Annotated in this window: 11 protein-coding genes; 3 read left to right on the top strand and 8 right to left on the bottom strand. The window is 39.3% G+C overall.

The genetic code is table 11. The annotated features are described in order from the left end of the window. Positions 1 to 108: 108 nt before the first annotated feature. The 4 genes from SKC36_RS10930 to SKC36_RS10915 all read right to left on the bottom strand — a co-directional run bounded on the left by SKC36_RS10930 (position 109) and on the right by SKC36_RS10915 (position 4,746). Entirely contained in the window at positions 109 to 1,713 is a 1,605-nt protein-coding gene (locus SKC36_RS10930; RefSeq protein ID WP_459465905.1) for an amidase, read from the bottom strand. 279 nt (positions 1,714 to 1,992) lie between these two features. Further along, entirely contained in the window at positions 1,993 to 2,982 is a 990-nt protein-coding gene (locus tag SKC36_RS10925; protein WP_459454610.1) for an aldo/keto reductase, read from the bottom strand. Positions 2,983 to 2,985: 3 nt separating this feature from the next. Further along, complete coding sequence (locus tag SKC36_RS10920; protein WP_459465904.1) at positions 2,986 to 3,768, bottom strand: TauD/TfdA family dioxygenase; 783 nt, start codon at positions 3,766 to 3,768, stop codon at positions 2,986 to 2,988. 129 nt (positions 3,769 to 3,897) lie between these two features. After that, a complete protein-coding gene (locus tag SKC36_RS10915) occupies positions 3,898 to 4,746 on the bottom strand; it encodes a polysaccharide deacetylase family protein (RefSeq protein WP_459465902.1) in 849 nt (282 codons plus the stop codon). A gap of 91 nt (positions 4,747 to 4,837) precedes the next feature. Between SKC36_RS10915 and SKC36_RS10910 the strand changes: the two genes are divergently transcribed. Beyond that, positions 4,838 to 6,397 carry an Atu1372/SO_1960 family protein gene (locus SKC36_RS10910; protein ID WP_459465901.1) on the top strand — a complete coding sequence of 520 codons (1,560 nt, stop codon included), beginning with the start codon at positions 4,838 to 4,840 and terminating at the stop codon, positions 6,395 to 6,397. On the opposite strand, the gene SKC36_RS10905 is transcribed toward SKC36_RS10910, so the two are convergent. From SKC36_RS10905 to SKC36_RS10895, 3 genes are all read right to left on the bottom strand, one after another. After that, positions 6,394 to 7,215: a sterol desaturase family protein gene (locus tag SKC36_RS10905; protein ID WP_459465900.1), complete on the bottom strand. Its 822-nt coding sequence runs from the start codon at positions 7,213 to 7,215 to the stop codon at positions 6,394 to 6,396. The genes SKC36_RS10910 and SKC36_RS10905 overlap by 4 nt on opposite strands. Positions 7,216 to 7,302: 87 nt before the next feature. After that, complete coding sequence (locus SKC36_RS10900) at positions 7,303 to 7,929, bottom strand: PepSY-associated TM helix domain-containing protein (RefSeq protein ID WP_459454605.1); 627 nt, start codon at positions 7,927 to 7,929, stop codon at positions 7,303 to 7,305. 60 nt (positions 7,930 to 7,989) lie between these two features. Continuing rightward, a complete protein-coding gene (locus SKC36_RS10895; protein WP_459454604.1) occupies positions 7,990 to 9,489 on the bottom strand; it encodes a DUF2271 domain-containing protein in 1,500 nt (499 codons plus the stop codon). 245 nt (positions 9,490 to 9,734) lie between these two features. Here SKC36_RS10895 and SKC36_RS10890 point away from each other — a divergent pair, with 245 nt between their 5' ends. After that, entirely contained in the window at positions 9,735 to 12,164 is a 2,430-nt protein-coding gene (locus SKC36_RS10890) for a TonB-dependent receptor (RefSeq protein WP_459465899.1), read from the top strand. 51 nt (positions 12,165 to 12,215) lie between these two features. On the opposite strand, the gene SKC36_RS10885 is transcribed toward SKC36_RS10890, so the two are convergent. Then, positions 12,216 to 13,406, bottom strand: a complete 1,191-nt coding sequence (locus tag SKC36_RS10885; protein WP_459465898.1) for a DUF6786 family protein — start codon at positions 13,404 to 13,406, stop codon at positions 12,216 to 12,218. Positions 13,407 to 13,698: 292 nt separating this feature from the next. On the opposite strand from SKC36_RS10885, the gene SKC36_RS10880 reads away from it, so the two are divergent. Then, positions 13,699 to 14,535, top strand: coding sequence for a glycerophosphodiester phosphodiesterase family protein (locus tag SKC36_RS10880; RefSeq protein WP_459465896.1), 837 nt, complete (start codon positions 13,699 to 13,701; stop codon positions 14,533 to 14,535). The last annotated feature ends 32 nt before the right edge of the window (positions 14,536 to 14,567 follow it).

Below are 14,567 nucleotides of genomic sequence, written 5' to 3'. Positions count from 1 at the left end.
TAGAAACAAAAGGAAATTTATTTGACGGCTTCAAACAAAAAAGAGTGGATTTCTTTATTTAAAAAGCTCGGGATGCATTTCGTCCCAAGGTGTCGCATCCTGATATATTTAGGCCAATGCCAAAAGCGTAGCCTCGTCGAACAAGTTCCCCAAAAAACTAATGCTAGTAGGTTTATTCGTTTTTTTGTCAAAACCATTGGGAATACAAACTACTGGGTGGCCAGTCAGATTGGTAATGGCCAATTGATTTCCTGAAAAAAGGCTAGGGCTGATAATCACATCATAATCTTTGAAAAGGTAATTGACTTGCTGCATCAATAGATAACGATGACGTTGGGCATTAATATACTCCACAGCCGGGATAAATCTGGCGGTTCTAAACTGATTTGGCCAATCTCCTTTTCTTTGCATGGTTAATTCATCATCCACGTTAAAACGAGTCAATTCATCAAATTGGGCAGCGCATTCAGCCCCGATGATGATATCCATCATTTGGAAAGGATAAAACTGATTATCTGGAAATTCTACCGGAACAATGTTTGCTCCTGCCTGTTTGAGAATTTGGAGCACTTTCCATTCATTAGCACTACTATCTTTTAATTTTTCAAAATAGTTTTTGGCATAAGCGATTCTTAACTTTTTGATATCCAATTGATTGGTATAATTAAACGCTGCTTCCGTAGCCGATAAATCTAGTCCATCTGTACCCCTAATCGCATTAAAAACAATTGCGGCATCTTCCGCATTCCTGCAGATCGGTCCTATTTTATCCAAGCTATAACTCAAAGCCATAGCCCCAGTGCGGCTCACCCTTCCAAAAGTAGGTCGAAGTCCCAAAGCACCGCATACGGTAGATGGAGAAACGATACTTCCCCAGGTTTCCGTACCAATGGCAAATGGGACTAGTCCTGCCACAGTGGCTGAAGCAGAACCTGCTGACGAACCTGAGGAACCTAAAGCCAGATTCCACGGGTTTTTTGTTCTACCTCCATACCAATAATCACCCATGGCTAGGGCCCCTAATGTGAATTTGGCGACTAAAACGGCTCCTGCCTGGCGCAATTGCTGATAGACAAATGCATCTTCTTCAATCACTTGCTCTTTGTAAGGCGCTGCCCCCCAAGTAGTTTTAGTTCCCTTTACAGCAAAAAGGTCTTTTAGGCCATAGGGTATTCCATGTAAAAGCCCACGATATTTTCCTTGGGCTATCTCTTCATCAGCTTGCTTAGCCTGTTCCATGGCAATGGATTCTGTCAAAGAAATCAGGCACTGTAGCGTATCCCCATATTTCTTTATTCTATCAATATAAAATTCGGTCAGCTGAACTGAGCTAATCTTTTTGGTTTTGATTAATTCGGCCAATTGGGGAATGCTATAAAAAGCCAGCGATGATTTTCTATTAGGTAAATCGGTACCTAGAGCTTTGGACCAAAGGATAGGCTGTTGGGTTTTATTGACCGTTACACCGGGAAGAAGTACGGTTTGCCAAAGACTTAAGGGAACGGAATTGGGTAGATGAACACGATGTTGTTCTTGGTAAATAGCTAAATTATCTTGCACATCCGACAATAGGGTATCTATTTCCTTGCTAGTAAAATTGAGGTCAAAAATCTTGGCTGCCCCTTCTACATCTTTCTTTTGAATTTTAGAGGACTGAGCCAAGCCCGAGGTAACAAGAAAACAGAAATGGATCCAAAGTATATATTTCGCCATAGGGTAGTCATTAGTTACCATGAAATAAATCAAAATAAGCGAAATAGTAATTTCTAATTAAAAAAATATCAGGATGCTGATTAGAAAAGGCTTGGAATTGAATAGCCCCCCCGATTAGATTTGTCAACTTAGATTTGTCAACTTAGATTTGTCAACTTAGATTTGTCAACTTTTGAAAAGTTGACAAATCTATGGGCAAACCTTGGGGGGGAATGCAGAATCAAATTCAAGGGCAAATCAAGCGGCGAAAGTAGGTTCAATACCTAGATGTAATCAGAACTAACTTGTAGGCTTCCACCAATCGGGAACTGATGGAACCGTTTGTTGTATACGTTGAATATACCCCTGGCTAAGTGCCGGTAAATTCGCAGCTTGTACATTGGATTGAACCTGAGCCACTGATCTAGCCCCCGGAATCACCACCGCGATTTGAGAATTTTGTAGCGTAAAACGTAAGGCATTCGACGAGAGTCCTCCTGGTAATTCGGCTAAAAAGGCAAGTTTCCTAGCATTTTCAAGCATCCAATTTTTATCTCGATCCGCCATATGAGATCGGTAATCATCCTCTCCAAATTGTGGATCTTCCAACAATAAGCGGTCACTTAAGAATCCCGAACCTAAAGGAACCCTTCCAATCATATCGTAATCTAGATAATCAGGATGATTGAATAAAATCTCCTCAGCCCGACGATCCAAAGCATTATATATCACTTCAATCACTGATCCAAAACCGGCATCCATCACCCGCTTGGCGCCATAAACACTTTTAGAACTTACACCATATTGTCGAACAAGTCCCCTTCGAACCAATTCCTCAAACGGCTCAGGATCATATTGTTCCCAATCAAAATTATCTGGCGGGCTATGCATCAACAATACGTCAATATGGCCTCTGCCTAAGCGTTGTAAACTAGCGTTAACACTGGCATGAAGGTGTTCAGCAGAAAAATCCTGACCTGTACTTCCATCGGGTAAATACACATTCCCAAACTTGGTACAAACAATAATATCCTGCGGGTAAGTAGCCGCTTGAAGCGCTTTTCCTACGATAATTTCAGAAAGGCCTTTGCCATAAGAATCCGCTGTATCAATGAATTGAATACCCGATTCTAAAGCCGTAGCCAAGATAGATAAAGATTCTTGTTCGCTGATTTCACCCCAGCCCATGGCCTTTCCCTGAACCATATTGGGTCCTCCCAATTGCCAAGTACCAAGGCCTAATTTCTGTTGTAAGCGAGTCGAAAAACGAGGAATGCCAGCTTTCTTCATGTCCTAAGACAATTGAAAATCTGGCTCTAAAATAATCTTCCCTTTAATCAAGCATCGTTCGCCTTTTTGAGTAGCGAAATAGGCATTTCTGCCATGTAAAATACGATCATCATGAAAAAATGCCGCCTCTCCACGTTCTAATTGAACAGGTAAAACCAAACCAGCATTTATCACTCGAGTTTCTAAAAATTGGTGAAAATCTTCTACCAATTGCAAAGCTTCAGGTGTATTGTCTTTATCCACACAGAAATAGTTCCAGTTGGCTAGCCAACCCAATTCATCCTGGTCTAAAATCTTACGTACTTTCTTATGGCCCGCCTTTTCAAAATTCACTGTAATGGTCATCAAACGCTCCAATAGTGCTTCTTGACCGTCAATTTTCAAGCAATCAACCAAATCTGGCAAATCAAAAAAAGTGGTAGCGCCTCCGCGAGCGGCACGCGATGTACAATAAAAAAACTGCAATGATTTCTCATCCCCTAATTCCACATAGGAATCATCAGTATGTAAGGGCTGACGGGTATTACTACTTCTATAACGATCTGGAATAGCAGGGTCATAGCTGATATCTATCCAACGATTGTCCTTTCTTTCTCCTGTAATCAAATCTTCATCCTCATTGAAAGGGGTCCCGATTGAATCCGCAAAATTGATGTAAAACTGCTCCAAAGGAATTGGTAAATTATACCCAGCCAAATGGATTACCTTGTATTGTTTGACCGCCTCTGTCAACTCAGCAATGGTTTCTTGTTCGGTCGTAAAATTAATTTTCTTAAAGAATTTCATACGTAGATATTTCAAATTTGCTACAATCAGAACAATTCAATTATTCCAATTTCAAAGGTACAAAAATTTGTGAACTGACTTTTCTTGCTTGTATGAATAAATTATTAATCGGTCAATGCTTAAGCTCATTCAGGGCTTAGGTCCTAAATCTCGGTAAGCAATGATTTTAATTCCCAAAGTTTTAATGGCATTCATTACTTTTTGACTTGTAAATAATTCTGTTACGCCTTGTCTGTCTACTGCCACTGCCTCATAACCAATATGTGAAATGGCCTTCAGTTCCGAATCATCAAGTCCAGGATGGTCAACAAAAACATAGGTTTTCCCTGCTTGTAAAGAGCCAAGCATGTTGATAAAACTATCTATTTTCTGCTCAGATGTCTGATGGGGCCCTTCATAAGTAGCCCGATCAAAAGGGTATTGGGTGTTTTCATAAATCAAGTGATACTCTTTGGCTAATTTCTTAGTTAATTCATGTACCTCATTGGTGATTCTGGAACAACCCATGTGAGAAGAAATATGACTTATCCATGGGATTTTTTTGATGGCCAATTCTATTTGAGCCCTGAATTCTGCTTCAATATCAGCCAAGGTAAATTTATTATCCACGATAGCTAAGCCTGGATAATTCTTATTGGCATAAACCATGGGAAAAAAATACCCGTCTGGATCTCGTAAACTTTTCGCCTCAGTTAAAGGTCTCCACTTAAGTTTATCCCACTCACTCGTTAATGCCAAATGTATCCCCACATCGATAGTAGGGTGCTGATGAAGCATCTGAACGGCCTCAGGAAACCAAGGTGAAGGGACAATAACCTCGATGGACGACTGGATTCCTTTTACAGAAGATTGGATCAATGCCAAATTTCCTGAATGGCTATAACCCATATCATCCCCTCGAACCACGAGGCGGGGAGCTGGGGAGTTTTGAGCCCAAGCCTGAAACGCACAAAAAAGCAATAGTAAAATCTTTTTCATCTTGTTTAAATGAGGATAAGGAAAATTGTTCTGGGAAAAATACCCAAATTTTACGGACATTCGTATCTTGTTGCACAAAAACCTATTTTCCATGTTAAGCTCCATTTTCTTATTTGTCAGTTCCCTATTCTCGATATTACCTTCGGATTCGACACAATATCAATTGATTGTAGGATCGTATACCAAAGCTAAAAACCCCGGTATAGAGGTATTTGATCTTGATATAGCAACTGCCAAAACGAAGGTCAACTATGTAAGAGAAAACCCCAATGCCTCCTACCAAGCCATCTCTGCTGATGGGAATTTATTGTATTCTGTTTCTGAAGAAGGGGGTGGTAAATCTGCCATAAGTGCCTACGCCCGAAATGCCAACGGAACTTTTACCAAATTAAACACTAGCCCAACCCTGGGTGACGGCCCCTGCTTTGTGAAATACCATGAAGCGAGCAAAACCGTATATGTTGCTAACTATGGCAGTGGTTCCCTGAATGTTTTTAAAACTGAAGAAAACGGTCGACTACTCCCGGCTTCTCAATCCTTTTTTTACAAAGGTGCTAGTGTCATTACGGGCCGACAAGATGCCCCGCATGCCCACATGGTGGCCATTTCTCCTGATCAGAAAAGCTTATATGTTCCCGATTTGGGTTCTGACAAAATACATTGGCATCCGATTTTACCTGATGGGACTTTGGCCGAAAATTATCAGTCCATTTCAGTCAATCCTGGTAGCGGTCCTCGCCATATGATTTTTCACCCCAATGGGAATTTGGCATACGTTATTAATGAATTAAATGGCAGCGTTGATGTCTTTAAAATCAGTGCTCAAGGTTTGGACAAAATTCAAAACATCGTTTCTGATACCAGTACCAAAGTGGCCGTCAAAGCCAGCGCCGATATCCATATTTCTCCCAATGATAAATGGCTCATTAGTTCGAACCGTATTACGAGCGATAACCTGGCCATATTTGCTATTCAGGCTGATGGGACATTGAAAACACTAGCTTATCAGGCAGTGGCAAAAATGCCTAGAAATTTCAGTTACGATCCAAGTGGGAAATGGTTATTTGTGGCTAGTCAAACTGAAAATAAAATTCAAGTCTTTTCTGTCAACCAGCAGACAGGTCTTTTAACGGATAGCAAGCAGGATATTCAAGTCGTAGCTCCCGTTTGCCTTTTATTTACCAAAAAACCTGATAGTCCTGAGGAGCGTTTACAAGCATTAGGAATCAATTTACTTAAACCTAGTACCCCATTGGCGAATTATGTCAAATTTACTCGTGCTGGAAATATTGCCTATTTGTCTGGGCATTTACCCGAGAAGGCTGAAGGAGGATTTGTACTGGGAAAACTAGGAAACAAGCTCAGTGTGGAAGAAGGCCAAGCGGCAGCCAAATTGGCTGGGATAGCATTGATCTCTACCTTAAAAGCTCAATTGGGCGATTTGCGCAGAGTTAAACGCATTTTGAAAGTGACAGGATTTGTTAACTCTGATCCTAGCTTTACCCAACAACCCATGGTCATGAATGGCTTTTCTGATTTAATGGTGGCTGTTTTTGGCGATAAAGGAAAGCATGCGCGTTCAGCAGTAGGGGTAAATGTCTTACCCAATAATGCTGCCGTAGAAGTAGAAATGGTGGTAGAGCTTTACTAATAATCTGTTTTGATGCTTGAATCAAAAGGAGCTTTTAACTGGTAGCCCAGTTCGCCATCTCGTTGATTATCCAAGACGTCCAAACCGTATACAACTTCATGGACTGCCGTGCTATTGTAAGTACCTAATATTCTATCCCAAATGGAAAATATATTTCCGTAATTGGAATCCGTCTGCGGGCGACTTACATGATGATGCACCTTATGCATGTTAGGTGAAACAATCACATAGCTTATTGTGGTATCAAGCCATTGGGGTAAACGAATATTGGCATGGTTGAATTGAGAAAGTACTACTGAAATACTTTGATATATCATGACTAACCACATAGGGGCTCCACAAACTAATACTCCTAGCAGAGTAAATAATGCCCTAAAAACACTCTCCCCTGGATGATGACGATTGGCGGTAGTGGTATCTACCTTGGTATCTGCATGATGAACCATGTGAAATTTCCACATCACTTTAACTTTATGTTCTACCCAGTGGACAAAATAGGCCCCTACTAAATCCAATAACAACAATCCTAGAATTAATTGCCCCCAATTTCCCATTGGAAACCATTGTAAAAAACCTATTTGATTGGCTACCGCCCAGTCGCTTAATTGAACAATCCAAACCGCGAAACCAAAATTGACTAGGATAGTGGTGATGGTAAATAGGAAATTAATCCCCGCATGTTTCCACTTATTATAACGGAAAGACACCAATGGAATGGCATTTTCTACCAACCAAAAAAAGGTAATTCCACCAGCTAAAATAAGTGCGCGGTGGCTACTAGGGATATGATCAAAATAAGAGATAAGTTGCTCTAACATAGGGATATGGTTTTGCCTAAATCTTAACAAAGTAGGTCAAAACCTACTTCAATTCCAAAAGATAAACATCCGTAGAATAAGAATTGTTTAGGTTAAAAAGTAATATATCCCATAGGAAAGAATTAGGCCTATGAATGCCCAAAGCAAACCCGTAATTTTTCTTTTCTTCAAAAATAACAACAAGATTAAACCCGTGGCAGAAATGAAAATCATGAAAATCGCTGAAATATCAATCACCCAAGCCCATGATTTTCCGGTATCTCTTCCTTTGTGTAAATCATTGATTACAGCCATCCAACCCATGCGCGTTTCTGTGAGATCATAAGTACCTGTTTCACGGTCAATAAATACATCCGCAGTATATCCAGGACCTTGAAATGAAACCGAAATTTCAGAATCATCAATTCTAAAATCATTTAACTGACCTTTAATTCCATGGGTGTTTCTTAGGTGTTCAACTACCTCCAATTTGGCTATTTTTGCGGTATCTGCCTGATGTACCCAGGTGACATTTAGTTTTGCTTTTTGTTCCTGAACATCTGACTTTTCAGGTAACCACTCTTGATGGTTCAAGGTTAAACCTGTCACTGAAAAAAACAAAACGATAGCAAAGCTGAACATGGATAAATAAATGTGCAACCATCGAGAGATTTCAGCGGTAGAACGACGAAGTTTATTTGATTTAGGCTTTAATTTAGAATTAGGAGTACTCATACGTTTGGTATAAAGGAGCCCATGATGGCACATGAGCTCCAAAGAAAAATTTTAATCTACTTATTTGGCTACGTAATTTAAAGAAGCACCGGTTACTTCTTCATTTCCCGAAAGTGTTTGTTTTTGATCTTTACCATTGAAATTCATTTCTTGTTTCATCAATTGGTAAGTCCCATGCTCACGAGCGGCTTCAATATACACCGTATATTTTCCTTGTTTGACATACTGACCTGCGTCATTCTTTCCATCCCAAACTAAGGTATATTCCCCAGGTGAACGAGTAGCACTGGCTAAAGAGGCGATATCAATTGCACTTTCTCTCTGGGCGGCATACCAAGAACGTAAATCAGGCAACCATCTTGGCTTATTGAACCATAATGCGATACGTCTAATTGGCTTATGATTTTCATCTTCTACCCAAACGGCTACAAATGGCCGACGAAATCTACCTTCAAAACTGGCTAACTCAAATTTGATTTGTAATTCTTGTTTTTCCGTCCACATTTTCTCCTTTTGATTGACCATTAGGATGTTGGTACTAAAACTAGATGGACTAACACTCGGAGCGCTAGAAGCAAGTAAATTTTTCCAGTTGGGGCTACTATATTCCTCTCCTGATTTCGTAAGAATTAAATAATCTGTATCAGGAATGGCAGCGGCTAGGCGCTCACTTTGTTGGGGAGTCATCACTTGAAAAGCAGTAGACAAAGCACCTGCTGTTACTGCATCAGGATGTACGACTGTGGCACTGATAATATCTGAGGCCGGTTGACCAGTCAAGGGATTGATCACATGTGAAAACCATTGTTTATTGATTTCAAATCCTCTTTGATAATCTCCTGAAGTAGCTACCGCTTTATTTTCCACAATAATTTGGGAATGTGGAGCCGCATTTTCAGCAAAATTACGGGGATCTTTTATTGAAATTTGATCTACTCCATTTCCTTTAATGAGGATATCTCCTCCTACATTTAAAACAATTCCATGGATTCCTTCTGTCGCTAAAGCCTTCTCTGCTGCTTTTTGCATGACATAAGATTTTGCAAACGAATGCAAGCGCAAGGTAGCTTGGCTAGTTTTAGCAATGCTTTGTTCCAATTCATTGATTTCCCAATGTTTCTGTTGGGCTAAGCGGACAGCCGCTTGAATATTCTCTTGAGAGGGTAATTGATTTGCTGCACTGGCTGCTTTCCACACCTGAGTAATTTCTTCCGAGGAAGCATTGATGATGCCTCCTGTTTTTTCATTCCAGGCATCAAATTGTTTTAGTACTTGTAGTAAATCGATTGATACAGGTTTAAATTCTCCTTGACTTGCCATCCACTGATTAAACTCGGTGTTGGAATGATAAGTACCCAAAATTTGACTCAGGCGCTGTACTTCAGCAAGCAGGCTGGCTTCTGCTTTTTTAGCAGCTCCATAATGTGAAGCAGCTATTTTAAGGTCTAAAGATGTTCCCAATAAATGATCCATTTGAGAAACATAGATACCAGAAGATTGGGTAGATGTAAGTTGAGGCGTAGCAACAGAAAGGGCCGCAAGGCCAAGGGATTTTAACATAAGCTATTTCATTAGGGTTTTTTGATGTCGAAATTTAATTTTATTCATTTGTTAGCTCTTCAAAATATAGATAAAGTCCTCTTTTGTGTCTACCCAAAGCAAAAATAATTCCTTTTTATAAACGCGGCTCTGCCCTGATTATTAGACGGCTATCTGTATTTACGTTGTAATTAATCCCCATTTTGTCGATTTTTACGAAAAAAATTACCTCTAAGTCCCATATTCGGGCTGTTATCAAAAAAACTATGAAAGTTAAATCCCTAGTAAGCATTACGTACCTTCTTTTTGTCCTAAGTTTTCAAATTGTAGCTCAAATAGGCCCCAAAGGCAAGATCAAAGGTCAAATTATTGAAAAAGATTCTAAAGCTCCTGTACCATTTTCTAGCATTCGAATATTTCAAGCAGGTGCCCAAAAACTTATTACAGGGGGAATAGGTGATGATAAAGGTCATTTTTCAACGGATGTGGTTTATGGGACTTATGATGTAGTCATTGAAAGCGTTGGCTTTGAAACCATTACTCAAAAAGGAATCAATATCAATAAAGACAATCAAACCATTCAATTGGGCGTATTGGAAGCAAAGGCCTCATCCAAAACCTTGGAAGAGGTGACTGTGAAAGGTCAAAAGGCATCCATGGAATTGGCCTTAGATAAGCGAATTTTTAATGTTGGCACCGATTTAGCCAATCGTGGTGCGACAGCCTCTGAAATTTTAGGAAATCTACCTTCTATTCAAGTAGATGGTGAAGGTGCTGTCAAACTAAGAGGAAGTGACAATGTCCGTATTTTAATTGATGGCAAACCATCTACTTTAGTGGGCATTAGTGGATCAGGCGGCTTACAGTCTTTGCAAGGAAATTTAATCGAAAAAGTGGAAGTGATCACCAATCCTTCGGCCCGGTATGAGGCAGAAGGTATGGCAGGAATCATCAACATTGTTTTGAAAAAAAATCAGAATCAGGGCTTTAACGGTGCCATTGAAACGACTACAGGATATCCTGAGAATTTCGGTGCGACAGCCATTGTCAATTACCGCAAAGACAAACTGAATTTCTTTTTAAACTACGGATTGTTTTACCGTAGAACCCCAGGAAGAGGTAATATTTATCAGGAGGTGTATACCCCAGGTCAGACCAATTATTTACAACAAACCTCTCAAAATAACGTCAGGGGAATGGTTAATAATATTCGTGGTGGGGCTGATTACTTTTTCAATGAAAAAACGGTATTGACCGGTTCGTATATTTTCCGAAGAACCGACGTTCGTCGTATTTCCGATTTCCATTATTTGGATTACCAAAAAAGCTTAAGCAATTTATATAGTATTACTGACCGTCAACAGGACGAGAAAGAGGCGGAGCCTAATAGTGAATATGCCTTAACCTTCAAGAAATCCTATGCCCGAAAGGGAAAAGAATTTACCGCTGATTTGCGCTATTTGGATTATTGGGAGAGCTCAGATCAATTGTTCACTCAGGTAGGAAAAAGACCTGATGGAAGTGCATTTCCAGAAAATTCAAGAATTCAAAAATCCCTGAATGATGAAGCAGAACATCAATGGATTTTACAAGCGGATTATGTAAATCCGGTTGGGAAAGATGGTAAAATAGAAACAGGTTTACGTACGAGTTTCCGGGATATGACGAACGATTACATTGTCACCCAAAGACAAGAAACCGGAGAATATACCGTGGTTCCTGGTTTACAAAATAACTTTGTTTATAACGAAAATATTACAGCTGCCTATGCCATTTGGGGTACCAAAATCAAGAAGTTTTCTTATCAAGTAGGTATTCGTGGGGAGATGACAGATATCCGTACGGAGTTATTGCAAACCCAAGAAAAGAATCCAAGAAACTACGCCAATCTCTTTCCTAGTGCCCATTTTACCTATTCTTTGTCGGCAGATAATTCCTTTCAGCTAGGTTATTCTAGAAGGGTGCGTAGGCCTACTTACAATGAATTAAGCCCTTTTGTTACATTTTCTGACAACCGAAACTTTTTCTCCGGTAACCCTAATTTAAATCCACAATTCACGGATGCTTTTGATTTAGGGCACGTAAAATATTATGAAAATGGAAGCATCAGCTCGTCCATTTATTATCGAAATACAGATGGAAAAATTGACCGTATTCGTCAGGTTGATGCCAATGGTTTTTCTGTTACATTACCCCAAAACTTCAAAAATGAAGTTTCCATGGGAGCAGAGTTTACAGGTTCCTCTAACTTAAGTAAAGCCTGGAAAGCTGATTTGAGTATCAATATTTTTCGTGCCAAAGCTGATGCCAGCAATATTGACCCTACTTATGTAAGTGACACATATTCTTGGTTTGCGCGTCATACTTCCCGAATTAAATTAGGAGGTGGCGTAGATGCCCAAGTGAGAGCAAACTACGAAGCCCCTCAAAATACCGCACAAGGGACAAGAGGGTATATAGCTTGGATGGATTTATCAGCGAGTAAAGATATCATGAAAGGAAATGGAACATTGACCTTAAATATCTTAGATGTTTTTAGTTCAAGAATCATGCGTTCAGAAACCAGAGGTACTGGATTTTATACCAAATCCGAGTTTCAAGGTCGTTTGACGCAGTTCAATTTAACCTTCAATTACCGAATCAAAACTACCAAACAAGCAGCTAAGCAGCGTAGAAGTATGATGGATGAGGAGTAGATAGATTTACCTAATACAGGTTAAAAGCTCAGGATAAATCTTGAGCTTTTATTATTTCCAAGGCAAATTCTTCAGTTCGATTCCCAGTAATTTTTGACAAACCTGATTCAATTTTTCTTCAGAGGCTTCTAAATGAAAGGTTCTTTGAACATGCCTCAGCGACTGACCGTGATGCAGCGCTATGGCCGGAGAAGAGCTTTCCAATTCATAAAATTTACCCATCTGAGTCCCCGTATCATTTTTGCCATCATTATAGGCATTTAAGGCATCTCCTTGGTAGGGGTTTTCCTGAATTTCCCACATGGAATTGACATATTCCTGATCACCATGATAATCAAATTGAAGAATGGTCAAAATACGATTGGCAGCATCATAACTAGCAGCTAAAGGTACCAGGGCTTTGGGAGGAATTCCCAATTTACCCCTTGAATTGGCATCGGCTTTAAAGTAGAGCATACCCTCTTTTTTGATGAGTCTATCCGCAGGAATCTGACCAAAATACGCATCATTTATGCCCGCCTCTTGACCTTTTTGATAAGGAATTAAAATGGTGTTTTGATCCGAAGCCTTCATCATACCCAATAACCAAATCGATAATACCCCGCTTTCTTTATTCCAATCTTTCCCCGTATTCTTTAATACATTATCTGTCTGATAGCCTACCCAAGAAATCCCATCCAAGGAGACCTGTAAATGTTTCGAGGCTTCTTCCTGACTTAATAATTTGATTTCTCGATCAAGAGAAACGTTAAATTGAGTTCCTGAATAATTCTCTATCTCAAAATCCTTATGAAAAAGGGCCTTTTGCGCATCTGATTTCACTAATGGATAAGTCTCTGTATCAATGATGGCTGGAGTCTGCCAATGTTCAAAAGTAAAAGGATCTCCTTTTTTAAAATACACGGAAAATTGGCCACCCTCAGGTCCCAACCAAAAGCGTTCCTCTCCCCCAAATGCATTCATATATGGACCCAATTTCCCCGATTTAATAAGTTCATGATTAATCCAACCATAGCTAAATCCTGCCGCCCCCTGAGAGCTACTAGTCATAACCCGTGCTTGGTATTTTCCTACTATAAGCACTTGTTGATCTCCTTGACTTAATAATACGGTAGTAGGCTCGTTTTTCAATAAATCATAATCGTATGCAAAACTATTTTCTGGGTTAATCATGGTATGGGAAGGCTTAGTAGGTTGACAAGCCATCATTCCTGCAAGGACTAATAAATAATGAACTTTCATAGGTTTTGAGGGCTTGTAAATAGCTTTCAAGTTAATTAAAAATCTTAACGCTGGCAAGGTTCGAAACCTTGACAGCGTTGTCGATAACGAATTACATTTCACCCATATTGTCCAAAATATTGATAATCTTGGAAGCCTGTTTTTTTACCTTTAAAATTCGATATTTCAAGAAAAATCATTACTCATAAATTTAATATTCAATAGCCCTATTTTCTCCAAATAAATGCCAATAGATGCTTAATTTTGAATTTGAAAAATGATAGTCTTTTTCAAATTATGAAACCTATTTAATATGAAAAAAAACATTTGGATAATAGCATTATCCATGGCTAGCATCATGTCTTGCCAGAGGTCCAACAGCCCTAACCAAATTGAAGCATGGACCTATAAGTCACAACAAAAGCTTCGAATTTCGGCCCATCGTGGAAACTCAGGATTAGCTCCTGAAAATACTTTGGCTACCTTTCAAAAAGCTTTAGATATGGGAGTGGATTTCATTGAGATTGATGTCAGAACCTCCAAAGACAATCAATTGGTTATTTTACATGATGGAACTTTGAACCGAACTACCAATGGTACAGGACCTATTGCCCAATTGACTTTAAAAGAAATCAAACAATTAAAAGCAAACAAAGGCTGGGAAGCAAAATTCTCCGAGGAGCGAATTCCTACACTAGAAGAAACACTTCAATTAGTCCAGAAATGGAATAAACAGAAAAAAACAAAAACGTTTATTTATGTGGATTGCAAGCAGGTGGCACCCAAACCTTTATTGAATTTAATGAAAAAATATCAGCTGGATAAAGAGTCTGTTTATTATGGCGATGATGATTTCTTAGAAAAATTAAGAATGGAAGACCCTAAAAGCAAAAGAATGCCCAGCTTAAATAAGTTCGATGAAATGGACGCTAAAATAAAACGTTTAGCACCTTATGCTTTTGATGTCAATTGGCTTCGGATCAATGAACAATTGGTGAAAGCACTTCATGAAAAAAATATCCGCGTTTATTCTGATGTATTAGGACCGCTAGACCAAGCTGTTAATTATCAAAAAGCGAAAGAACTGGGAGTAGATCTAATTCAAACCGATCATGTAAAATCAGTTTATAGATATTTTTTGGGAAACTAATCTGCAAAATTCAACGTTGTCAAGGTTTGAAA

The sequence above is a fragment of the Aquirufa sp. OSTEICH-129A genome (assembly GCF_054558355.1).
The sequence above is the reverse complement of the archived record's forward strand: the minus strand, read 5'-3'. Positions and strand labels throughout refer to the sequence as shown.

Bases quoted from the DNA above. Each gene is read 5' to 3' on its own strand.
- SKC36_RS10920 (WP_459465904.1), bottom strand. From the start codon at position 3,768: ATGAAATTCTTTAAGAAAATTAATTTTACGACCGAACAAGAAACCATT.
- SKC36_RS10910 (WP_459465901.1), top strand. From the start codon at position 4,838: ATGTTAAGCTCCATTTTCTTATTTGTCAGTTCCCTATTCTCGATATTA.
- SKC36_RS10880 (WP_459465896.1), top strand. From the start codon at position 13,699: ATGAAAAAAAACATTTGGATAATAGCATTATCCATGGCTAGCATCATG.
- SKC36_RS10895 (WP_459454604.1), bottom strand. From the start codon at position 9,489: ATGTTAAAATCCCTTGGCCTTGCGGCCCTTTCTGTTGCTACGCCTCAA.
- SKC36_RS10905 (WP_459465900.1), bottom strand. From the start codon at position 7,215: ATGTTAGAGCAACTTATCTCTTATTTTGATCATATCCCTAGTAGCCAC.
- SKC36_RS10890 (WP_459465899.1), top strand. From the start codon at position 9,735: ATGAAAGTTAAATCCCTAGTAAGCATTACGTACCTTCTTTTTGTCCTA.
- SKC36_RS10915 (WP_459465902.1), bottom strand. From the start codon at position 4,746: ATGAAAAAGATTTTACTATTGCTTTTTTGTGCGTTTCAGGCTTGGGCT.
- SKC36_RS10925 (WP_459454610.1), bottom strand. From the start codon at position 2,982: ATGAAGAAAGCTGGCATTCCTCGTTTTTCGACTCGCTTACAACAGAAA.
- SKC36_RS10900 (WP_459454605.1), bottom strand. From the start codon at position 7,929: ATGAGTACTCCTAATTCTAAATTAAAGCCTAAATCAAATAAACTTCGT.
- SKC36_RS10930 (WP_459465905.1), bottom strand. From the start codon at position 1,713: ATGGCGAAATATATACTTTGGATCCATTTCTGTTTTCTTGTTACCTCG.
- SKC36_RS10885 (WP_459465898.1), bottom strand. From the start codon at position 13,406: ATGAAAGTTCATTATTTATTAGTCCTTGCAGGAATGATGGCTTGTCAA.